This is a genomic window from Cognatundibacterium jejuense (genome assembly GCF_014284255.1).
GTDB lineage: Bacteria > Pseudomonadota > Gammaproteobacteria > Burkholderiales > Burkholderiaceae_D > Undibacterium > Undibacterium jejuense.
The window spans coordinates 22,678-44,077 of the sequence record NZ_JACOFV010000019.1; the positions used below are offsets into that span (position 1 = coordinate 22,678).

25 protein-coding genes are annotated in these 21,400 nt (G+C 45.9%); 9 read left to right on the forward strand and 16 right to left on the reverse strand.

From position 1 onward, the window contains the following. Positions 1-148: 148 nt before the first annotated feature. Positions 149-652 carry a hypothetical protein gene (locus H8K32_RS17545; RefSeq protein WP_186913860.1) on the reverse strand — a complete coding sequence of 168 codons (504 nt, stop codon included), beginning with the start codon at positions 650-652 and terminating at the stop codon, positions 149-151. Next, complete coding sequence (locus H8K32_RS17550) at positions 645-986, reverse strand: NIPSNAP family protein (protein WP_186913861.1); 342 nt, start codon at positions 984-986, stop codon at positions 645-647. The genes H8K32_RS17545 and H8K32_RS17550 overlap by 8 nt, the downstream gene beginning before the upstream one ends. A gap of 128 nt (positions 987-1,114) precedes the next feature. Here H8K32_RS17550 and H8K32_RS17555 point away from each other — a divergent pair, with 128 nt between their 5' ends. Further along, a complete protein-coding gene (locus H8K32_RS17555) occupies positions 1,115-1,573 on the forward strand; it encodes an Lrp/AsnC family transcriptional regulator (RefSeq protein WP_186913862.1) in 459 nt (152 codons plus the stop codon). Between the two features lie 102 nt (positions 1,574-1,675). Here H8K32_RS17555 and H8K32_RS17560 read toward each other — a convergent pair whose 3' ends face one another. Next, positions 1,676-2,731, reverse strand: coding sequence for a 3-deoxy-7-phosphoheptulonate synthase (locus tag H8K32_RS17560; RefSeq protein WP_186913863.1), 1,056 nt, complete (start codon positions 2,729-2,731; stop codon positions 1,676-1,678). Positions 2,732-3,145: 414 nt separating this feature from the next. Here H8K32_RS17560 and H8K32_RS17565 point away from each other — a divergent pair, with 414 nt between their 5' ends. The 4 genes from H8K32_RS17565 to H8K32_RS17580 all read left to right on the forward strand — a co-directional run bounded on the left by H8K32_RS17565 (position 3,146) and on the right by H8K32_RS17580 (position 6,554). Next, entirely contained in the window at positions 3,146-3,898 is a 753-nt protein-coding gene (locus tag H8K32_RS17565; RefSeq protein ID WP_186913864.1) for a phytanoyl-CoA dioxygenase family protein, read from the forward strand. Positions 3,899-4,004: 106 nt separating this feature from the next. After that, entirely contained in the window at positions 4,005-4,523 is a 519-nt protein-coding gene (gene sodC / locus H8K32_RS17570; RefSeq protein ID WP_186913865.1) for a superoxide dismutase family protein, read from the forward strand. A 185-nt stretch (positions 4,524-4,708) separates the two neighbouring features. Then, entirely contained in the window at positions 4,709-5,527 is an 819-nt protein-coding gene (locus H8K32_RS17575) for an alpha/beta hydrolase (protein ID WP_186913866.1), read from the forward strand. Between the two features lie 166 nt (positions 5,528-5,693). Beyond that, positions 5,694-6,554 (forward strand): substrate-binding periplasmic protein, encoded by an 861-nt coding sequence (locus H8K32_RS17580; protein WP_186913867.1) that lies wholly within the window; start codon positions 5,694-5,696, stop codon positions 6,552-6,554. A gap of 48 nt (positions 6,555-6,602) precedes the next feature. On the opposite strand, the gene lysA is transcribed toward H8K32_RS17580, so the two are convergent. Beyond that, a complete protein-coding gene (gene lysA, locus H8K32_RS17585) occupies positions 6,603-7,850 on the reverse strand; it encodes a diaminopimelate decarboxylase (RefSeq protein WP_186913868.1) in 1,248 nt (415 codons plus the stop codon). A gap of 133 nt (positions 7,851-7,983) precedes the next feature. Here lysA and H8K32_RS17590 point away from each other — a divergent pair, with 133 nt between their 5' ends. After that, on the forward strand, positions 7,984-8,430 hold the full coding sequence (locus H8K32_RS17590; RefSeq protein ID WP_186913869.1) for an Lrp/AsnC family transcriptional regulator: 447 nt from the start codon (positions 7,984-7,986) through the stop codon (positions 8,428-8,430). A 110-nt stretch (positions 8,431-8,540) separates the two neighbouring features. Further along, on the forward strand, positions 8,541-9,062 hold the full coding sequence (locus H8K32_RS17595; RefSeq protein ID WP_186913870.1) for a peroxiredoxin family protein: 522 nt from the start codon (positions 8,541-8,543) through the stop codon (positions 9,060-9,062). A 100-nt stretch (positions 9,063-9,162) separates the two neighbouring features. Here the strand turns inward: H8K32_RS17595 and H8K32_RS17600 are convergent, their stop codons facing one another. The 10 genes from H8K32_RS17600 to H8K32_RS17645 all read right to left on the reverse strand — a co-directional run bounded on the left by H8K32_RS17600 (position 9,163) and on the right by H8K32_RS17645 (position 16,394). Further along, positions 9,163-9,723: a hypothetical protein gene (locus tag H8K32_RS17600; protein ID WP_186913871.1), complete on the reverse strand. Its 561-nt coding sequence runs from the start codon at positions 9,721-9,723 to the stop codon at positions 9,163-9,165. A gap of 15 nt (positions 9,724-9,738) precedes the next feature. Beyond that, positions 9,739-10,098 carry a C40 family peptidase gene (locus tag H8K32_RS17605; RefSeq protein ID WP_186913872.1) on the reverse strand — a complete coding sequence of 120 codons (360 nt, stop codon included), beginning with the start codon at positions 10,096-10,098 and terminating at the stop codon, positions 9,739-9,741. A 98-nt stretch (positions 10,099-10,196) separates the two neighbouring features. Next, on the reverse strand, positions 10,197-10,775 hold the full coding sequence (locus H8K32_RS17610) for a hypothetical protein (RefSeq protein ID WP_186913873.1): 579 nt from the start codon (positions 10,773-10,775) through the stop codon (positions 10,197-10,199). A 22-nt stretch (positions 10,776-10,797) separates the two neighbouring features. Further along, the gene (locus H8K32_RS17615) at positions 10,798-11,256 is read right to left on the reverse strand and encodes a TIGR02594 family protein (RefSeq protein WP_186913874.1); all 459 of its coding nucleotides are present in this window, start codon (positions 11,254-11,256) and stop codon (positions 10,798-10,800) included. Positions 11,257-11,316: 60 nt separating this feature from the next. Beyond that, positions 11,317-11,871: a hypothetical protein gene (locus tag H8K32_RS17620; RefSeq protein WP_222613177.1), complete on the reverse strand. Its 555-nt coding sequence runs from the start codon at positions 11,869-11,871 to the stop codon at positions 11,317-11,319. Positions 11,872-11,890: 19 nt separating this feature from the next. Then, positions 11,891-12,418: a TIGR02594 family protein gene (locus H8K32_RS17625; RefSeq protein WP_186913876.1), complete on the reverse strand. Its 528-nt coding sequence runs from the start codon at positions 12,416-12,418 to the stop codon at positions 11,891-11,893. After that, entirely contained in the window at positions 12,419-12,973 is a 555-nt protein-coding gene (locus H8K32_RS17630; protein WP_186913877.1) for a hypothetical protein, read from the reverse strand. Between the two features lie 18 nt (positions 12,974-12,991). Then, positions 12,992-14,728 carry a LysM peptidoglycan-binding domain-containing protein gene (locus H8K32_RS17635; RefSeq protein ID WP_186913878.1) on the reverse strand — a complete coding sequence of 579 codons (1,737 nt, stop codon included), beginning with the start codon at positions 14,726-14,728 and terminating at the stop codon, positions 12,992-12,994. Between the two features lie 38 nt (positions 14,729-14,766). Continuing rightward, positions 14,767-14,982, reverse strand: a complete 216-nt coding sequence (locus H8K32_RS17640) for a hypothetical protein (protein ID WP_186913879.1) — start codon at positions 14,980-14,982, stop codon at positions 14,767-14,769. Positions 14,983-15,269: 287 nt separating this feature from the next. Beyond that, a complete protein-coding gene (locus H8K32_RS17645) occupies positions 15,270-16,394 on the reverse strand; it encodes a beta-ketoacyl-ACP synthase III (RefSeq protein ID WP_186913880.1) in 1,125 nt (374 codons plus the stop codon). Between H8K32_RS17645 and H8K32_RS17650 the strand changes: the two genes are divergently transcribed. Beyond that, positions 16,378-16,575, forward strand: coding sequence for a hypothetical protein (locus tag H8K32_RS17650; RefSeq protein WP_186913881.1), 198 nt, complete (start codon positions 16,378-16,380; stop codon positions 16,573-16,575). The genes H8K32_RS17645 and H8K32_RS17650 overlap by 17 nt on opposite strands. 103 nt (positions 16,576-16,678) lie before the next feature. Here the strand turns inward: H8K32_RS17650 and H8K32_RS17655 are convergent, their stop codons facing one another. Beyond that, on the reverse strand, positions 16,679-17,308 hold the full coding sequence (locus H8K32_RS17655; protein ID WP_186913882.1) for a YitT family protein: 630 nt from the start codon (positions 17,306-17,308) through the stop codon (positions 16,679-16,681). Between the two features lie 142 nt (positions 17,309-17,450). Next, entirely contained in the window at positions 17,451-19,454 is a 2,004-nt protein-coding gene (locus H8K32_RS17660) for a site-specific recombinase (RefSeq protein ID WP_186913883.1), read from the reverse strand. A 636-nt stretch (positions 19,455-20,090) separates the two neighbouring features. On the opposite strand from H8K32_RS17660, the gene H8K32_RS17665 reads away from it, so the two are divergent. Next, positions 20,091-21,389: a hemolysin family protein gene (locus H8K32_RS17665; RefSeq protein ID WP_186913884.1), complete on the forward strand. Its 1,299-nt coding sequence runs from the start codon at positions 20,091-20,093 to the stop codon at positions 21,387-21,389. Positions 21,390-21,400: the final 11 nt, after the last annotated feature.

Sequence of the window (21,400 nt, forward strand, 5' to 3'; positions counted from 1 at the left end):
AAAAATAAATTTTAATGACCTGATGAATGGGAGCTGTCAGCGGCTGACAGGGTAAAGTTTCTTTTGAGGTGTTCTGTGTATGCCATTGCCCATGGCGCTCAACGCATCGGGCAATCAGGCAAACCGGCCACTTTGATGACGGTACTAATTAATTTACTTTGCGCATGTCCATATGCCAGTTGGTTTCCCAGGTTTTACCGTTGTCGTTGGACATGGCCTGTTCCCAATGTGCACTGTCGGCGGTGATGTCGGACCAGGTATAGCGTACCAGTATGGCTTGATCTCCCAACATATCAGCGCCTTCGAATACACCGACGCCATTGCTGAATTGACCAACAACCGGGGGATTCAAACTGCCCTGCAGATTCAATCCACCGCTATCGTTATCCAACCAGTAAATGCTCCATAATTTCGTGACAGGATTGAACAGACGCAAGGACATGCCAACCAGATCAGGACGCCATTCTGGCGCAATAAAATCATCGTAATTACCGATGCCACCAGGTAAGGCAGTGATGGTTTGTGAGGCTTCGAAGGTTTCCCATTCTGTACAGGCTTGTAAGCGCTGGCGCAGGCGGCGATTGGTGATGGCCCATGATCCAAATAGAAAATCGAAATCGTGCTTGCCGTCGTGTACTGTAGCATTATTCATGATGTGCTTTCATAGGAAAATGGATCGCAGGAATAACGATGGAATGGGAGCTTTGTATGCACGCTAAGATGCTTTCGCGTGGCCCGGAAAGCCATGCTGCGCTTTGATAAAAATCGGACTGGCATTGTATTAAATCAGTGAGATTTGCGAACTGACGTATCAATACGTAGTCCTGATCCGACCCCGCACCCGAAGAAAGAGAAAATCCGTAATGTAAGACCTTGATCCCGGCAGATGCTTGCAACGGTACTGATTGTGTGGAGACCAGATGATGAAACTGCGCAGACTGGTCAAGCTTTAATTGGTAGCTTCTGATTTCGATGACTTCTTCCACTTTTCCCTCATTTTTATGATTGCTGAAGTAGGTATATGGTAGAGTCGAGCAGCGTATTTACTAATGCAAGATCGAAGCTATTTAGACCGAATCAGCCACATGATTGAAAGACTTTTTGGAGTTTCACTTTGAATTTTGAACTTGATAGTTATGACCGCAAAATTATCGCTTTGCTACAAGAAAATGCGCGGCTGAGCTGGTCAGAAATCGGGCGTCAGATTCATCTGACTTCACCTGCCGTAGCAGAGCGGGTAAAGCGTTTGGAAGAGGCGGGAGTGATCATGGGGTTTACTACCCGGATCAACCTGCGTGCTTTGGGTTATAGCTTTGAAGCGATGATACAAGTCACGGTGGAGTCGCATGACGCATTAGATCGCTGGGCGGCAGCGCATCCTGAAGTGTTGGCAGTGCATGCCACGACGGGCAATCATTGCGCAATTTTACGGTTGGCTGTCAGTGCGCCAGAACACTTGCAAAGCTTGTTGAAATCCTTGGGAGACATCGGTAAAACCTCGACCTCGGTGATCTTGTCATCGCAGTGTGAAGAGCGACCGCGTTTACCTGCGGATCAGTTGCCTAGGAGGTGACTTTTTTTGATGAAAAATAATCCCCTAATATCCATGCGGCTCTCAGGCTTAAAGTCAGCCACGAGGCGCATGAATATTAGGGGATTAAAAAGTAATATAAATTTATTTTGTTCGCAATCTGCCAGCCGCTTCACGCAACATATTTTCTGTGGTTGCCCAATCAACACAGGCATCGGTGACTGAGCAGCCGTATTTGAGTTGGCTCAGATCTGCTGGAATCGATTGATTACCAGCCACGATATTGGACTCAATCATGACACCGACGATCGCGTCATTGCCGTTGGCGATCTGATTGATAACGTCAGCCATGACCAAAGGTTGCAATTCTGGCTTTTTGTAGCTGTTCGCGTGAGAACAATCGACCACAATGTTTGGCGGCAGTTTTGCCTTGACTAATGTTTGCTGTGCCATCGCAACCGAGACCGTATCGTAGTTAGGTCGATCACCACCGCCGCGTAATACCACATGACCATATTGATTGCCGCTGGTGCGCACGATAGAGACACGCCCCTGACCATTCAGCCCCAGGAAAGAATGGGGATGCGAAGCGGATAAAATCGCATTAATCGCAATGCTGATATCGCCATCAGTACCGTTTTTAAAACCGACCGGTGTCGATAAGCCTGATGACATTTCGCGGTGCGTTTGTGACTCCGTGGTGCGGGCGCCGATTGCCGTCCATGCAATCAAATCACCGAGGTATTGTGGCGAAATCGGATCAAGCGCTTCAGTACCCGTTGGTAAGCCTAATTCGCACACATCGAGTAAAAACTTGCGAGCTTTTTCCATGCCCTGATCAACGCGGAAAGAGTCATCCATATCCGGATCGTTGATATAACCTTTCCAGCCAGTCGTGGTGCGTGGTTTTTCAAAATACACACGCATGACTAAAACCATCACGTCTTTGACTTCTTCTTGCAGTACCTTCAGGCGACGTGCGTAATCTAAGCCGGCAACGGGATCGTGGATAGAGCAGGGCCCGACGACAACGAAAAGACGTTTGTCTTTACGTTCCAGAATGTTACGCAGGGTTTCGCGGCTTTGTTCAACCACGTCACCTGCCAGATCGCTCAATGGCAAACGGGCGTGTAATTCTTCTGGTGTAGGCATGTTGTCAAACGAGCTGACATTGATATTTTCTAAAATGGTATGGGTCATTGTGTTTTAAGCAAAAATTGAATTCGGGGGGATTCCGGACTAAGCGAGCAATCAACGGAGCAACGCACAGGCTGGGTAGCGGCGGAAGCAAGGTGAACAAGCGCCACCTGATCCAGTGTGAGGCTCAGGCATAAAAAGAGATGCGAACTCGTGGTAACAAGTGGCAACGCAGGCGTATTAAGCTGCAAACAAAGCTGCAAACTAAGCAGCAAACTAAGCAGCAAATCTAGCGCGGAATCAGTTTCAATACCTATTATGCCGCATTTTTGACGCGCTGCAAAAATACCAGTTGTCTGATCGGTTATCGATATCTGTTATGCATCAATAATATGGATAGCACTTGATCTGTTACCTATCACTTTTTGTTGCACGTGGCACAATAGCGTTTTGTGCTTATATGAAATGGCAGAAGTCATGCTTAGTACCGCTCAATTACAAGAATTTCAGACACAGGGTTTTTTGGTCTTACGCCAGGCTGCCCCAGCCGCATTTTGCGAGCAAGTCATTGCTTATGCCGAACAACAATTGGCAGATCATGTGCTGCCGATAGAATACGAGGCTGATACGCGTTATCCCGGAGCACCGGCCTCACGTGAGGCTGAGGGCGGTCACACAGCCCGACGCTTGTTACAGGCCTACGCCCGTGAGCCGTTGCTGGCCCAGTGGGCAACCGGAGAAACTTTGTCTGCACCTTTACTGCAATTGCTAGGCGAAGGTGCGTTGATGTCTCAAGTGCATCACAATTGCATCATGACCAAGCAACCTCAATATTCGACTGCGACGGGCTGGCATCGCGATAGCCGTTATTGGAATTTTGAGAGAGCAGAACTGGTGTCGTCATGGCTGGCATTGCGTGATGAGACGATCGAGAACGGTTGTTTGCTGGTCATTCCTGGCTCACATCTGATCAGTGTCGATGCGAAACAGTTGGATCCTGCCCAATTTTTGCGTACTGATCTTGTGCGGAATCATTCTTTGTTGGCGCAGGCTGTACCAGTCGCACTCAGACAAGGCGATGTTTTGCTGTTCCATAGCAATCTGTTTCATGCAGCAGGAAAAAACCAGACCGCTGCGACCAAATTCTCTATGGTCTTTACTTATCGTGCCGCTGATAATCTGCCGCTGGCAGGTTCCAGATCGGCCAGTTTACCGGAACAAACACTTTAAGCAAAAGCAGGTATAGTGGGCACCTGAAAGGCGCGACCAGAATTGGTTTCGAAGGCGCTTCTATAGAATTTATACTCAACCCTATTTTTCTTTAACAGGAGTAAGCATGTCATCTACATTGAAATTATGCGTACTGGCGAGCGCACTATTGGCTGGTCTGGCGCAGGCACAAACGGTGGAATTACAATTCGTTGATGCCAACGGTATTGTCGGCCCGGCTGGTAAAGTGACTTTGGAAGATACCGCGTACGGCCTACTTATTACGCCAGATCTGTCTGGCTTGCCTGCAGGTGTTCATGGTTTTCACGTGCATGCCAATCCATCCTGTGCGCCTGGCATGAATAACGGTGTGGCAACGCCAGCACTGGCTGCCGGTGGTCACTGGGATCCGGAAAAGACCAATGAACATCTTGGACCTTACGGTAAAGGCCACAAAGGCGATTTGCCAGCCTTGTATGTCACTGCGGACGGTAAAGCAACATATCCAGTACTTGCGCCACGCCTTAAAGCCGCTGATTTGGCGGGGCACGCCATCATGGTGCACGCTGGTAGTGACAATCATAGCGATCATCCAGCACCTTTAGGCGGTGGCGGAATGCGTATGGCGTGCGGCGTGGTTTCCTGAAAGCGACCTCCACGAATCTGAAGTTTCTATTTTCACAGAAATCCCGAAAACCTTACGCAAGCAAATCGTGGCGTAAGGTTTTTTTTCATATGGTGCTTATGTTCTCGCGCGGCTATTTCAATTTTTTCCTGTCCTTTGTCTTTGCATTGCTGTGCCAGCCTGTGATCTGTGCCGCGCAAAATCAAATGCTTCCAACTATCACTACCGTCTCAGCATGTGGCGACCGGACTCCGTTGAAATTTGATCTGATGATACCCAAAGCGCCAGCATTGGCTGCTTACCCCGCGGTGATCATCGTGCATGGTGGTGGTTGGATGGGCGGCAGCAGAAAAGACTATCAAGGCTTGCAATCTCTGTTAGCCAATATGGGGTTGGCGAGTATGAGCGTAGACTACCGGCTGGCACCGCAAGCACTCTTTCCTGCGCAGATTGAAGATCTTAACTGTGCAATTCGTTGGTTGCATCAACACGCTGCTGAACATCAGATTGATCCTGAACGGATCGCAGGCTTTGGTATTTCAGCAGGTGCACATTTGACAGCATTGGCTGCGCTGACACCAGACAAGTGGAATACCGTTGATCGCAGCAATCAATCCAGTGATCGCTTACGTTGCGCGGTATTGCATGCGCCACCTTTAGATTTTCCGGATTGGTGGCAAACTGCTGATCCACAGATCACTGGCACCATGTCACCGCGCTTTATGCTGAATAATTTGTTTGGCAAAGATTTTTCACAGGCGCAAAGCACATATAAAGAAGCAAGTCCGTCGACCTATGTGACACATGCGCAAAAAGAGAAAACACCACCATTGCTGATTATTCACGGAGAACAGGATGTCACCGTGCCTATCCGTGCTTCACAGACCCTGGTTGATCAGCTTGCTGCACGTGGAATCGCAGCAGAGTTGATGCGGATTCCCGATGCTGATCACTTCGGCTTTGGTTCGCACACCAGACAGGTGGTGGAAAAAATTCGCAGTTTTTATGCGCAATGTCTGAAGTAAACGATTTGACTGGCAATATGGCCATCGATAAGTTATCCATAAGGACACTGAACGACTTTACTTGATAGAAAAAAATATTGTCGCTAAGATATCCCCAATTTGTGAACCAAAACCAGTCATCGTATGTCCCAAGCATGCTTCAATATTTGTCAACCTCAGGAATGTGATGAAATTAAATAAAGTAATCCTGAATTACGCCGCCGGGTTAAGCTTGCGAACGACGTTGGTATCTGCGCTTCTGAGTGTTTTTTTCTTGGTTCAAAGTGGTGCCGCAACTGCTGCCACAAAAGATCCTCAAGCAGTGGTAGATAGCAAAGCTGCGCAGGAAGTTGTTTTCCTGACCAATGATGCGGTTGATGCCAAGGGGCAGCCTATGCCCATGGATAACGTCAGCAATTTACTTGACTATATCGCCATGGAAGAGAAGTTTAAGTTGCGATGGGTGCGTACGCCCTGGCAACGCGCAGTCAAAGTGGCTGAATCAGGCGGTGGTGTGATTTATGGCATGAGTCGTGTCAAAGACCGTGAAAAAATTTATCACTTCTCGTTACCAGTGCAACTCCATTACGTATTTTTGGTAACACGTTCTGATGCTCAATTTACTTACAATAGTTATGTTGACTTGCGCGGTAAGACGATCGGCATTCCACGCGGGTTTATGTTTAACGATGAATTTGAAACGCTTCGCGACAAATTGTTTAAAGTCGAAAATGATGGCCACGATACCATCGCTCGCCTCAATAAACTGATGTTCAAACGCATGGACGCTGCCTTATTCAATTCCGCAAATAAGAATCCACGGTTTTTAGAGCGTCGTTTGCAAAATGCCAGGGTTGATCAGCAAGGCATGTTCCCACAATTCGATAATGTAGAAATTACTGTATTACCGAAACCCGTTTTTATTGATGCAGTTCATTTTGCTGTGCGTGCGGACAAAGATGACGGCATTATCGATAAAATCAATGACGCCATTTTGAAAGCCAGAAAGGCAGGCATTCTGGAAGATATTCCAAGTTCTTTCAATTAGGATATAAATACAGAGGCATCTAAAAAATTTAGACGCCTCTGTTTATGATTACAATTCCAGTGCAATCAATTCTTGTATCGTCTGACGGCGACGAATTTGTGTCACCTTCTCGCCATCAACCAAAATTTCCGGAATCAAAGGACGCGAATTGTAGTTCGAAGACATGCTGGCGCCATAGGCTCCCGTGTCATGGAATACAAATAAATCGCCAATGTCACAGACAGGTAAATCCTGCGATGTAAGCACGCCGCCTTCTTCTTGTGTGAACACATCACCTGATTCGCATAAAGGCCCGGCGACCACGCTGGCGCGCAGCTCGTTAGTGCGCGGCGTGCCATTTGCAGCGAGAGCACTGATGCGGTGGTAGCTACCATACATGGCTGGACGAGCGAGGTCATTAAAACCAGCATCGACCAAGGCAAAGAAGTTTTTGCCGCTTTGTTTTTGTGCTCGTAATTCAGAAATTAAAATACCAGATTGCGCGACCAGAAAACGTCCTGGTTCAATTTCCATACTGATTTTGTGTCCCAGATGTGCTTCGATTTCTTTGCGTGCTTTATCCCAGATCTGGAAATAATGCGCGGTATCGACAATCGCTTCGCCTTCACGATACGGGATGGATAGACCACCGCCAATCGAGATCGCTTGTAAATCACGCCCAGCGAGTTTGACCTGGCTGATCATCGCATCGCATACGCTTTGCAAATGATCGTAGTCCACACCAGAACCGATGTGCATGTGTAATCCGATGAGTTTCAGACCATATTGATCAATCAACTGATACGCCGCTGGCAATTCTTCAAACCAGATTCCGTGCTTACTCTGTTCGCCACCGGTATTCGTTTTACGGCTATGGCCATGACCAAAGCCTGGATTGATACGCAACCATACCGGATGTCCAGGGTGCGCCTCACCAAGTTGTTTGAGCATATCTGGTGAACCGCAATTGACCGGAATATTTAACTCCACCACGCGCTTCAATGCGTGACGATCTAGCAGATCTGCCGTGAACACAATTTGTGCATGGGTCTGATCAGTATCCTGTGTTGGTGTAAAACCAGCCACTAGTGCGCGTTCCACTTCACCAAGTGAGACAGAATCGACCATCACACCTTCTTCACGCATCAGTCGCAACAAATGGATATTGCTCGATGCTTTTTGAGCAAAGCGAATTACATCAAATTGTTTCAACAGACCGATTTGCTCCCGAATAATGCTGGCATCGTACGCCCAGCAAGGGGTTTGATATTCTTGTGCAATCGCTGCGATCTGGGCATTGCTGATATGGGTTGCCATGATGATTTTCGGATAGTCTGAAGAGTTTAGTGTAAGCTCTACTTTAACAAGCAGTTTCATGTAGATGAATAGTGATTCATAAGCAATTCAGATGCAGATGATGGAATTCAATTGAAAATGACGATAAAACCTTATGAATCCCAAGATTGATCAATTTGACCAAAAAATCCTGCAATTATTGCAACAAGATGCCCGTATGTCGCATGCAGAAATTGGTCGTCAGGTACACCTGAGCCAGCCAGCGGTATCCGAACGCATCAAGCGGCTCGAAGCGTCTGAAGTGATCCGCGCGTATCGTGCTGATATTAATCCCAAAGCCTTGGGTTACCAGATTACGGCCATGATACGCTTGTCGACGCAGCAGGGCAGACCCTATGCGCAGTATGTCGCGACTTGTCCTGAAATTATTGATTGCTATACCGTCACCGGTGAAGATGGCGCTGTCATGCGGGTATTGGCAACCGATGTCGAGCATTTGCAGCGTATTATTAATGAGTTAAATGTGTTTGGCTCAACCTCGACAGCGATAGTCTTGACCACGCACGTCGCCGGAAAAGCCATTACCGCACCGCAGTTATAGTGTTGCAGGCTGTGCTTTGCGCCTGCGCAAGCAAAGCCCGTGCTGAACTTCTATAATGGCAGACTGTCATATTGCAACTGTGCGCCCCTATTATTGTCAAAGAGAGAACCATGCTAGAACCGTCTTCCCCGCGTAAATTCCGGTTATTCGCTATCGTTGCCGCTGCGGCTTTGATCGTGTTGGGCGTCTTGTTTTATCAATCGCTGTCTGGCAAAACCACAATCCCCGACGTGACTTTTACCAATTTGAAGGGTGAAAAAATCAGTGCCCAAAGCTTACGTGGCAAAGTCGTCATGGTCAATTTCTGGGCAACCTCGTGTTCGACGTGCGTCGCTGAAATGCCCAAGATGATCAGCACCTACAACCAATATCATAATCAAGGCTTGGAATATGTGGCAGTGGCAATGAGTTATGATCCAGCCAATTACGTTTTAAATTATGCTGAAACACGTCAGTTACCATTTCAGGTTGCACTCGATGTTGATGGCAAATTAGCGCAAGCATTTGGCGAAGTAAAAATGACCCCGACGACCTTTGTCATCGATAAGCAAGGCAATATCTTAAAGCGTTATCTTGGTGAACCTTCGTTTGATGAGTTGCATGGCATACTTGAAAAAGCACTCAAGGCGTAACTAGCGATGACGAAATATCGCTCCGGCGACGTTACGATTGCAATGTCATCAATGTGAGTTCGTGTATCCGGTGAGGGCGGGTGGATACCCTGTGATTGATTTACACCCCAAACCCGATATTAAAAGGCTTGGAAACACGGCATAAACTTCGCTCAAAAATCTTCGCACCTTCTTTAGGTTTAGCCTGATCGAGCTTAATGCCTTTAATGACGGTAGAAATACCAGTTAAACCTTTTTTAGGATCAGCGTTGGCACCGATTCCCATGATTGTCAGGTAGCCATCCTTAGGATAAATAATGTACATGCCATGGTAGCCTTCGCTTGCTGTATTCTCATTTGCCTGATGCAAACCTTTTCTAATTTTTTGTATGATTTCTTTCTTTCCATTCCAGATATCTTGCAATTTATGGCCATTTACTAGAGTTAACATCCCATACGAAAAAAAACCTATTCCTGACATTCCATCACCATAGTTATGCCAGCATTCATCACGATCATCGTTATGTTTATTCTCTAAATACTGCTTAAATATTGGTGAGTTATAAAAATCAGCTTCTCCGACGTTTCGCATTTTGACATCGAGACTCTTTGTTCCAGCACAAGCTAATTGCGTTAACATTGAAGTGATAACGAAGACTTTAATATACAATCTGATTTTCATAATTTCCCTTGCAGGTTAACGGTATTCATGTGGATCAAAACTATCTTTTTCATTGATTTTTATAGCTTTTCCAAAATATAGCTGCGCCGCTTTAATATCAACTTCCTGCAACCCCTTCTCCTGCTCTTTCTCCGCAAATTTTTGATACGCAATCGGCACAAAATACTCAACGCCTTTACTAGTCGGATCAGGGTATTCAATCAATATCGTATCGTGCTGATTGCCTCCCAACACCAGCATCTTTCCTTTCCATGTGCCATACACAAAGCAAACATGCCCACCACCATTGCGCCTGCAATAACGAATGGCGCCATAAATCGGTTTGTTAATTTTGACGAATTTATCTGGATTGTTGTGGCAGAAATGAGAGCTCATGAATCCTGTAGGTGCTGATAGATAGCGTTTTTAAGCAATTAAAGTTTGCAATATCAATACCGATTTAACTAATCACAGTTATCCCAACAATTTTTACGTCAATGAACATGGAGAGCGCCCCGGGAATCAATGGCAAAAGGTTTTGTAACTCGACATAAACTACGTTCAAAAATCTTAGCTCCGACATTGGGAAAGGTTTGATCGAGTTTAATATCTCTGAGAATAGGAGAAATGCCTGTCATTCCCTTGTTAGGATTTGCATTGGCGCCAATTGCCATAATTGTTAATTGTCCATTTTCTGGCTTAATTATGTACATTCCGTCATATCCTGATCGGCTAGTGAATTCATCCTCTTTATGCATTATTTTTCTTGCGAGCTCTAAGGCCTCTCTGTCACCGAAAAAAATGGAACGAGCCAACTCAGTGTTTATACCCGGCGGTAGCTTAGTTATAGTCATCTGCCCTATTCCATTACCACCTTCACCGAAATGTCCCCAGCATCGATCAGATTTCAATTCCTGATTATTTAAGTTTTCTAAATATTTTTTGAAAATTGGAGAATTTATAAACGATGTATCTCCGATATTGACTAATATCACGCTAAGGTAACTAGTGCCGGCAAATACACTGTAAGTATAAAAAATCAATAAAAAAGCTATGAAAAAATTTGATCTCATATTCATTATCCGAACGCTTAATTTAGCTATTCTTTTTTGATTTTAATGATTTAGGAACCGCATCGCCCATTGCCATTTTTAAGGCAATAATATCTATTTCGGGCAATTCTTTGTCTTGCTCAGCTTCCGCAAATTTTTGATACGCGATAGGGACATAAAAAGATACTCCTCCATAGGTAGAATCTGGATGCTCAAATAAAATCGTGTCGGATTGATTTCCGCCAAGAACAACCATTTTTCCATTTAATGTGCCATACACAAAGCAAACATGCCCACCACCATCGCGCCTGCAATAGCGAATGGCGCCATAAACAGGCTTGCTAATTTTGACGAATTTGTCCGGATTGTTGTGGCAGAAATGGGAGCCCATGAATCCCGTGGGGGCGGGGGAATAGCCGGCTTCTCGCAAACAATAATTCACAAACGAAGCGCACCATGCATTGGCGTCACCAGCTAAAGTAGGGTTGCCATCATATTTCACGCCACCTGCTTTGCTTTCTACCCCTCCGGCTCGGTCGTTGTCTAATAGTGAGTGATTCACTTACACCCCAAACCCAATATTAAAAGGCTTAGAAACACGGCATAAACTTCGCTCAAAAATCTTCGCACCTTCTTTGGGGTTAGATTGATCTAACTTAATGCCTTTAATGACCGGAGAGATGCCAGTTAAACCTCTTTTAGGATCATCGTTTGCACCGACTCCCATGATGGTCAGGTAGCCATTCTTGGGAAAAATAATGTACATGCCGTGGTAGCCTTCGCTCGTCGTATTCTCGTTTGCTTGATGTAATCCCTTTCGAATTTTTTGTATGATCTCTTTCTTTCCATTCCAGACATCATTCAGCTGATATCCGTCTTCCAAATAAAACATTCCATAATTTAAATAATAAATGCCAGAAACTCCGTCACCATAACGATGCCAACATTCATCTACTAAGTTGTTGTCTGTGTTATCTAAATATTGTTTGAAAATAGGTGACTGATAAAAATCCTTATCTCCAAGATTTCTTAACTTAACATCAAATCCTTTAGTTCCTGCATATGCAAGATGAATACTCAAAAAAATTAGAATAAAAAATCGAGTTATCAATAACATCTTTATCATCTCCTAAAAATTAGCGGTAGTCGTCACCTGAACCACGCTGTTGCCCAATTGCCACTGCGGCACCAAAATATTTTCGAGCGGCAAAAATATCAACTTCCTGCAATCCCTTCTCCTGCTCTTTCTCCGCAAATTTTTGATACGCAATCGGCACAAAATACTCAACGCCTTTACTAGTCGGATCAGGGTATTCAATCAATATCGTATCGTGCTGATTGCCTCCTAGCACCAGCATCTTTCCTTTCCATGTGCCATACACAAAACAAATATGCCCACCACCATCGCGCCTGCAATAGCGAATGGCGCCATAAACAGGCTTGCTAATTTTGACGAATTTGTCCGGATTGTTGTGGCAGAAATGGGAGCTCATGAATCCCGTGGGTGCAGGGGAGTAGCCGGCTTCTCGCAAGCAATAATTCACAAACGAAGCACACCATGCATTGGCGTCACCAGCTAACGTAGGGTTACCATCATATTTCACGCCACCTGCTTTGCTTTTTACCCCTCCGGCTCGGTTGTTGTCTAATAGTGAGTGATTCACTTACACCCCAAACCCAATATTAAAAGGCTTAGAAACACGGCATAAACTTCGCTCAAAAATCTTCGCGCCTTCTTTAGGTTTAGTCTGATCGAGCTTAATGCCTTTAATGACGGTAGAAATACCAGTTAAGCCCTTTTTAGGATTAGCGTTGGCACCGACTCCCATAATGGTCAGGTAGCCATTCTTGGGATAAATGATGTACATGCCGTGGTAACCCTCACTTGCAGTATGTTCATCCGGTTGGTGTAGATTTTTTCTAATATTCTGTATTGCTTCTTTGTTGAAATTGAAAATGTCTTGTATGGTGTGCCCATTTATAAGACGCAAAAAACCATAATTGAGATAATGTATCCCCGAAACGCCATCTCCATAATGCTGCCAACATTCATCGAAATGGTAATTTCCGAAATTATTTGTAAATTGCTTAAAAATCGGAGATTGATAAAAATCGCTATCCCCTAGATTTTCCAATTTAACATCAAGACCTTTTGTACCTGCGAATGCCATTGGAATTGCCATTAAATTTAATAAAAATATTCTGGTAATAAATAACATTTTTTGTATCCATTAAAATTATGCCATTGGGTCTGTTTGACCAGCACCTGGATTTTCACGAATATCAATTGCCCCACCAAAATTTAATCGAGCAGCATTAATATCAACTTCCTGCAACCCCTTCTCCTGCTCCTTCTCCGCAAACTTTTGATACGCAATCGGCACAAAATACTCAACGCCTTTACTAGTCGGATCAGGGTATTCAATTAGTATCGTATCGTGCTGATTGCCTCCTAGCACCAGCATCTTTCCTTTCCATGTGCCATACACAAAGCAAACATGCCCACCACCATCGCGCCTGCAATAGCGAATGGCGCCATAAACAGGCTTGCTAATTTTGACGAATTTGTCCGGATTGTTGTGGCAGAAATGGGAGCTCATGAATCCCGTGGGTGCAGGGGAGTAGCCGGCTTCTTGCAAGCAATAATTCACAAACGAAGCGCACCATGCATTGGCGTCACCAGCTAAAGTAGGGTTGCCATCATATTTCACGCCACCTGCTTTGCTTTCTACCCCTCCTGCTCGGTCGTTGTCGGTGACCAGGCGATGGAAGTTTTGTGTTTTTGTGATGACGTCTTCTTTTTTACCTTGCCATAGCGCCGCCTCGTAGGCTGCAATGATCATCCACGGGGCGATTTCTCTGCTGACGGGCACCAGTGCTAACGGTGCGCCTTTGCCACCCTTGCTACGCACTACGGGGACATTGTTGGGTATGGCGGATAAATCTTTGGCTTTTTTATGCTCTGACATTAAATGGGAAATTTGTACAATCGGTACAGTATGCCCGCGAGAAATTCCCTTACCGTCTATCCACAGTAATTGTTCTGGAAAAACGCCATTACCGTTTAATTGATTGATTTTTTTTAGCTCGTCTTCTGTCGTTTTGAATTGCGCTGCTATTTTGGCGAGCGTGTCACTTGGCTTTACTCTGTATTCATGCGGTGGTTTGATCGATTCCGCATCTGCTGGGGCTGCATGGCTCATGGTTGAGGCCTTTGCATAAATCATTTCTGATACCAGTAAAAAGAATCCTGAGGGCGTGGTTCTCGTTAGCACTTTAAGAATTTCTGAAGTGCCATTAGACAGCTGCTGTCTGATAACAGTGTAGTCGTCCCCTTGAGGGTGAGGAATTGTTGGGAATTGGCCAAATTTGTCGGCTTTGATGATTGTCGATTTGCCCTTGTGCTCGACGTGCAGTTCTGCGTGAGGAATAGGTTGAGAGCCATTAGTAACGATCAAACTGGTCGCCTCTATCCATGTTTCTTTGCGTGTCCGGATATCTTTGTCATAGCCTTCCATCGTTTGAATGGCATTGACTAACTTATTGAGATCAGCATCAGAGAACTCGCCAATGCTAGCGTCGCTGGAAAAGCCAGTACTGTGCGTCACCATATCTAAATAGTGCTGCGGATCGTTGCCATCACCTTGGGGGGCATATTTGGGTAGCGTTTCAGCGATGGTCTTTTTACCGTACTTACGTTTGAGTGACTTTTTTAGCTCAGCTTTGCCAGTTTCATAGTCGGGAAAAATAAAGAAAAAATGTGGCTCGGGATTGCTCACTTCAGCAAAACCGATGTAAGCCTGGGTTTTTTTGGGTGCAGGCAATCCATTGACAACAGGAGAACTCATGTTTCCACAGTTATTGAGACGCCAACACAGGCTGCCACCTTCACGCAATAGTCGACGGCCTTCTTTGGTGACAAATTCTGCGACTTTATGATCCCTGTGATAGGTGGCTTTAACAAATTCAGTCATGATAACGATTCACTTTCCTTTTTCCTTGCTCGTTCACGTTAAGGTGAAAGCAATTGGTTGAAGTTTAAAAACGCATGATGTTGATCTTGCACACCGTGATAGCGATTTGCATAAATTTCTGCCCAATCCACATCTGATGACTCACTGTCAGCTTGTGTTACTTCAACGTGCTCATGTTCATGTTCGACCTTGCTACTTGCGGGTAGCTTGGACGCAGGTAATTGGCGAGCTTCATTGCTGATGTTGAAATGCAAGGCGCTGAAAAGAACAAAAATCGTAGCGAAAGATAAAACTTTGCGGAAGGATTCTTACGAACAGATGCTTCTATTACATCTTGCAACTTTTACCGTTAAAGACGCTGATGCGTTGTAGACATGCTGCTCTTTGTGGCTATATGGCTAAGATAAACCTTGTGAACGGGAGAAGGTAGGATGTGAAAAAATACCCATCGTTACGTAAAAAAAAACGCCTTAAACCGGATGGTCTAAGGCGTTTTTCTTTAACTGTTTCAGCGGCGCTGAAACAGTGGCAGTAAGGATGTTTAGCTCAGTTTTTTAACCACAACGCAGCCGATTGAGTAGCCAGCACCGAATGAGCAAATAACGCCAATGGAACCAGGTACTAAATCGTCCTGATGTTTGTGGAAAGCGATGATAGAACCAGCGGATGAAGTATTCGCATAGGTATCAAGAATCGTCGGTGATTCTTCAGTTGTCGCATCACGACCGAGTATCAAACGAGCGATCAGCAAGTTCATATTCAAGTTCGCTTGATGTAACCAGAAACGGCGCACGTCAGTGACTGCCAATGAGGCATTGGTGACGGTATTCGTAATCATTTCAGCTGCCATCGGGCAAACTTCTTTGAATACTTTGCGGCCTTGTTGACGGAATAGCTTGTCTGGTTTGCCGATGCCAGATTCATCGGCGCGATTCAAGAAACCGAAGTTGTTGCGGATGTTGTTGGAGAATTGCGTTTTCAGTTTCAAACCAACGATTTCAAACTGGTGTGCAGACGTTGCGAGATCGGCGCGTTCCACCAGAATCGCGGTACAAGCATCACCAAAAATAAAGTGACTGTCGCGATCGCGCCAGTTTAAGTGACCGCTGGTGATCTCCGGATTAACCACCAATACCGCTCGTGCCTGACCGCTTTGAATCGCGGTGACAGCTGCCTGAATGCCAAAAGTGGCTGATGAACAAGCGACATTGATATCGTAGCCATAACCATCAATACCCAGTGCGTTTTGAATCTCAACAGCCATTGCAGGATAGCCGCGCTGCATGTTACTCGCTGCGCAAATCACCGCATCGACGTCAGCAGCAGTACGACCAGCGCGCTCCAGTGCCTGTTTTGCCGCTGCAACTGCCATTTCGCACATGATCGATGGCTCGTCATCGCTACGCTCAGGAATACGTGGCACCATACGGTTGATATCCAGCACGCCGTCTTTATTCATTACATAGCGGGATTTAATGCCAGAAGCTTTTTCAATAAAAGCTACGCTGGATTCTTCTAATGCAATAACTTCTCCAGCCGCAATGGCAGTCGCATTTTCAGCATTGAATTGCTGCACATAGCCGTTGAAACAAGCAATCAGTTCTTCATTGGAAATCGATTCAGAGGGTGTGAACAGGCCGGTGCCGCTGATGACTACATTGTTCATCGTTTTACTTTCTGTTTTGGGGCGCGCGGCCTCCGCTGGTCAAGGACGCCGAGACTGGCATCCTGGAAATCGGTGGCGTCGTGCCCTGATGTTGTGTATGGTGGATGCGCAAAATGCGCGACCTTGTCGCTCGATTTTACACAAAAATAATGACGGATTAGGATTTATTGCACAGAAATAGAGTGCTTATTCGATCGGGCTGACGCAACACCGCTTATGCTGCGTTGCACTCTCCTGGCAGTGCAAAAGCACTCTCAGCGTCGGTCATTCTTGCCGTATCAGTCTCACGCTGACATGTATCGCCCGGGCCGATGGTTGAGGCTGATCGCCAGATTCAGAGCGAACGCACCAAGTATCGATGCTGCCAGAGCCATTGGCGTGACTACGGTCAGTGACGCTAATACAATGCAAATATCCAGACCCATTTGCAGCTTGCCAGCGCGAAGTCCACGGGTTTGTTGCAGATAAAGTGCCAGAATATTAATACCGCCTAAGCTAGCTTGATGTCTGAATAGCACGACAAACCCGACACCCATCAATAAGCCGCCTATCAGGGCAATATAAAACGGTGTCCATTGCGTGACGTTAATCAATTGCAGGAAATGTGCATGAAAGCCTGATAACGTGGAGACCAGTGCTACCGAGCAAAACGTTTTGAGCGTAAATTTCCACCCCATGCGTTTCCATGCCAACCAATAAAATGGCAAATTAATCAGAAAAAACACTAAACCAAATGACAGGCCTGTCCGGTAATGAATCAAAAACGCCAGACCCGCGGTACCACCAGTCAGTAACCCAGCTTGGTTGAATAAGGCAATACCCAGAGAAACAAATAAGGTGCCCGTGACGATCGCCAGCACATCTTCCACCAGACTATGCGGCACAAAGCGTTTGGAGGGACTAGGCTGGGTCATGTTGAGTGAAATTTATGCGATGAAGGAAACAATCGATTGTACGCGCTTCAATTTAAGAAAAAGCCTTTCGACGTGGCGACTTGATATGCGTCAAGCCGCCACAGCAAACTCACTTTTGTATTAAACTGCCAGCCTGAATCGATCAGCTTTCAGCGGTTTTTTCTTGCTCTTTAGCAGGCAAAAAGAAATCTCTGGTGCCCGAAACAAAGCGCTTCATTAGCAAGCGGATCAGATTGCCACCGTTGCCAAAACTTGCTCTGCGTGAACGCAATGCCACCAACATCGCAAGGCTAAAGCTTACTGTCAGATTGACCATACCGATCAAGATAATTCCAAATAGCGTATAGACCGCTAAATGCCAGCTCATGTGGTTGTCCATTCCCGCCAATGCAAACGCAAAATTCGCACTGGAGAAAGTAATATGCCGGATGTCGATAGGCAATCCAAAAAACTTACCAAATTGCCCAATCGACCCAAGCATAATACCGAAGAAAAAATTACCAGCCAGGGCACCGAGGTTATTACCTATGTATTCAGTAATCTGGAATAAGCGCTGTTCACCGAGTATTTTTCGCAACCATTTGAGCTGTCGCAGACGCGCAGGGATATTCGAATAGCTCGCTTTGTTATCGTAATAGCCTGAAATTAATCCGGATAAAAACAAACAAATCCCGGCAATCGCAGCGTGTGGTAACGCCAGACTGCCGAACGGGTCTAGCTCATGCAACAGATACTGCGCTTTTTCAGGGCTGACCAGGTGTTCACCATAAATCCCATGCCAAGCCCACGCAATCGCAAACGCAGTCGGCATGGCCAGACCGATATTGCCGATGATCGCGATAAATTGTGAACGGAAAACTCTCACAATCAGCTCAACCAGTTCATCGAGTTTTTGCTTACTGTCGTCAAGCGCTTTGGCAATCAGCGCGGCGGTCATCGCGGGCTGTTTGGTTGCAATCGTAAAGTGCAAAACGTGCACCAACATAAAGCCAAATGAATAGTTTGCGCTATACAAAAGCGCAAAACCAAACGGCGCCAATGCCAGCGTTCCAAACAGAATTTTGATCATTGCCATAAAGCCGACAATAAACCCGGCGCCCAATGCCGAATACAGCATATCTAGCCACTCAGCGCGGGTATTCGTGACGTAATGCTCACCACTTTTACCTGCACGCTCAGTCACTTGCAGCGACAATAGCTCAGTATTGGTTTTCATTAATTCGCGCAGACTATGGCGTTTATTATCTGCGGTAACCAGCTCTTTGAGTAACTTGGTACCTATGCCGATACTGGTTTGGGGTTGGCGGCTATCGAGTAGCTGCAAGAGCGTGCGTAAGCGGGCAATACTTTGATCCAAGCGTAGCAACAGTCGCGTCAAGCTGACTGATACACCTGCCACTGCTGCCGTGCGACGTATGCGGCTGGCGATGTCTTCACATTGTTCTAACAATACTTCTATATGTTTGGCGTCATCCCGTTTTATGTGGTGATCCATGAGCCACTCACGGTAGCGTACGATGTATTCATTGATGCCATCGTTCTGACGCAAAAATGGTGACTCGAATTTTTCTATTTCAGGATAATTGCGCACCAACTCGGCTTCTAAACCTATGTTGGTAATCCTGTATGAAAGTACCTGTATTGCATTGAGCACTTCATTCGCCAATGTTGCATGGGTGTAGCGCACTCGTTGGGTGCGAAAGCCGATCGCGCGGATGACGTCATGCCAGACCTCATCCGTTACCGCATTGACCCACACATAGTCCTTAGGATGATCAAAAATTTGGCCGAAAATATCGCGTACGTAATCATCATTGACCAGTGGCGGTAGCAGTTTGGAGAATAGTCTTTGCGCTCCTGCCCCCCAAAAACCATTGTTTAAGGTAATCCCCGTGTCCGTCAGTAAATGGACCAGTTTGCGTGATGTAATGACCTGCACCAGATATTCGCGCAAGGTTTTCTGCCATACAGGATTTTGCTGTAATACATAGCAAAATGCCCGCAAATTATCGGTGGCACGCTGCGCATCGTCAGATCGTTGAGGGCGCATAAACGCAATCAACGACCGCAAGCAGCGCACATCGTTGAACGACGGTGTTGTATTGAGGCTGAGGTTGATTTCAGCCAATATAGTATCCAAAGACAAATCTTTCTCCTTCTCAGACTGACGAAAAGCCGCACCCGCTGCGTTATGACTCCTTGCCGTACGTTTGTACTGTCTGCGTCGCCATGCCTTGCCGGTGCGGCTTTGCGTCAGTCTTGTTTAATGCCGAAAAGCCGTTCCTGCTGCGTTATGGCTCCTTGCCGTACGTTGAGCCCTTCTCGCGCATGCCGGAGAGGGGTAGGGATGAGGGTGGTTGGTGAACCGAGAGATAAAAATCATGAGAGACTAACAGCATTTTTTCTCATACTGCCTCAACCCATCCTTGACACTACCCGCTAGCGAGCGCGACGTTTGTCTCTTAAAAACATAATTAACTGCAAATGTAATTTTTTTCCAAATTTTAGCAATGTAAATCAAATTGCAGAGCGTAAAAGCCGTGACAAACAGTTGGAATCATTATCCGACAATGATTGTACTTGCTGCCCAACGCTTTTCATTCTCACAATTAAGCTCATATGGGGACGAATTTGTAAAAAACTTAACTTGTTATGACAGTGAAACAATGTGACCATAAAATGCTACTCAACGTTCCATGGTTTGATCTGCATCGGCGTAAGAATGTGCATGATGCTTTAAATTAGTCTAAAGTGTTGTGATGTTTACTACTAGGGTTTCATGTTGGAAAATTTTTTTCTGGTCGTTGCCGCGCTTTTACTGGTGTTGTTAAATGGTTTTTTTGTTGCCGCTGAGTTCGGTCTGGTCAAGTTACGTCAGACTCGTGTGCGCAGCATTGCCAAAACCTCGGGTTTGCGTGGTCGTTTGTTAGTCACAGTACATCAACATCTCGACACCTATCTGTCGGCGTGTCAATTAGGTATTACGCTCGCGTCTCTTGGGCTCGGTTGGATCGGTGAACCCGCTTTTGCCAGGTTGTTATTGCCTATTTTTGATTTGTTGAAAGTGTCCTCGGTGGAAATTATTCACGGAGTGTCTTTTTTCTTTGCTTTCTTTGTGATTTCGTTTTTACACATCGTGGTCGGTGAATTGGCACCAAAATCGATGGCGATCCGGATGCCTGAGCGCGTTTCATTATGGACAGCGCCAGCTTTGTACGCGTTTTATTGGGTCATGTATCCGGCTATCTGGATGCTCAATTACAGCTCGAACAAAGTGTTGAAATGGGTTGGGTTGGATGTCGCACATGGCAGCGACAGCCATTATTCTCCGGAAGAATTAAAGCTGATCTTACGTGGTAGTCATACCGGCAACAAAGAAACCCGCGATGAGTGGAGCATCATGGCGCAGGTGCTCGATTTTGGTGGCCTGGAGATTTCAGACCTGATGCGTCCTATCAATGAAGTGGCCGCCATGTATAAGGGCATGAGCCTGGAAGAAAACATGAGTACGGCAACCAGAAATCGTTTCAGCCGCTATCCTTACTTCGATGAAGATGAAGAAACGGTATTGGGTATGTTGCACCTGAAAGATTTATTTCTGGCGCAACTGGCAGGCAAAAAGCTGGATGATCTGAGCAAGCACTTGCGTCAGGTTGAATATGTGCCGCCAAATATGCCCGCCTTAGAATTGTTCCGCCGTTTTCGCAAGGGTGCACCGCATTTTGCTATTGTCGGCCACAAAGGAAGCAGGCCAGTCGGCTTTTTGACTTTGGATAATTTGCTAAGTGCTTTGGTCGGACAGATTCGGGATGAATTCCGTCAAAATGAAAATGACTGGACCTTGTTAGATGATGGTACCTTGATAGGAAAGGGAAGTTTGCCTTTATATACTTTGGGCATGGCTCTGGGCTTTGATCTTGATAGCGACGAGGTCGAATCGATAGGCGGCCTGATTATGCAAAAATTGGGCGATTTGCCAGTTGAAGGGCAAAAAGTTGAATTCGAAAAGTTTGATGCTGTCGTTAAAAGAATGAACGGTCCGAGAATTATTCTGGTACGTATTTATCCTAAAGAAGTCTGAGTTTTTTCTAT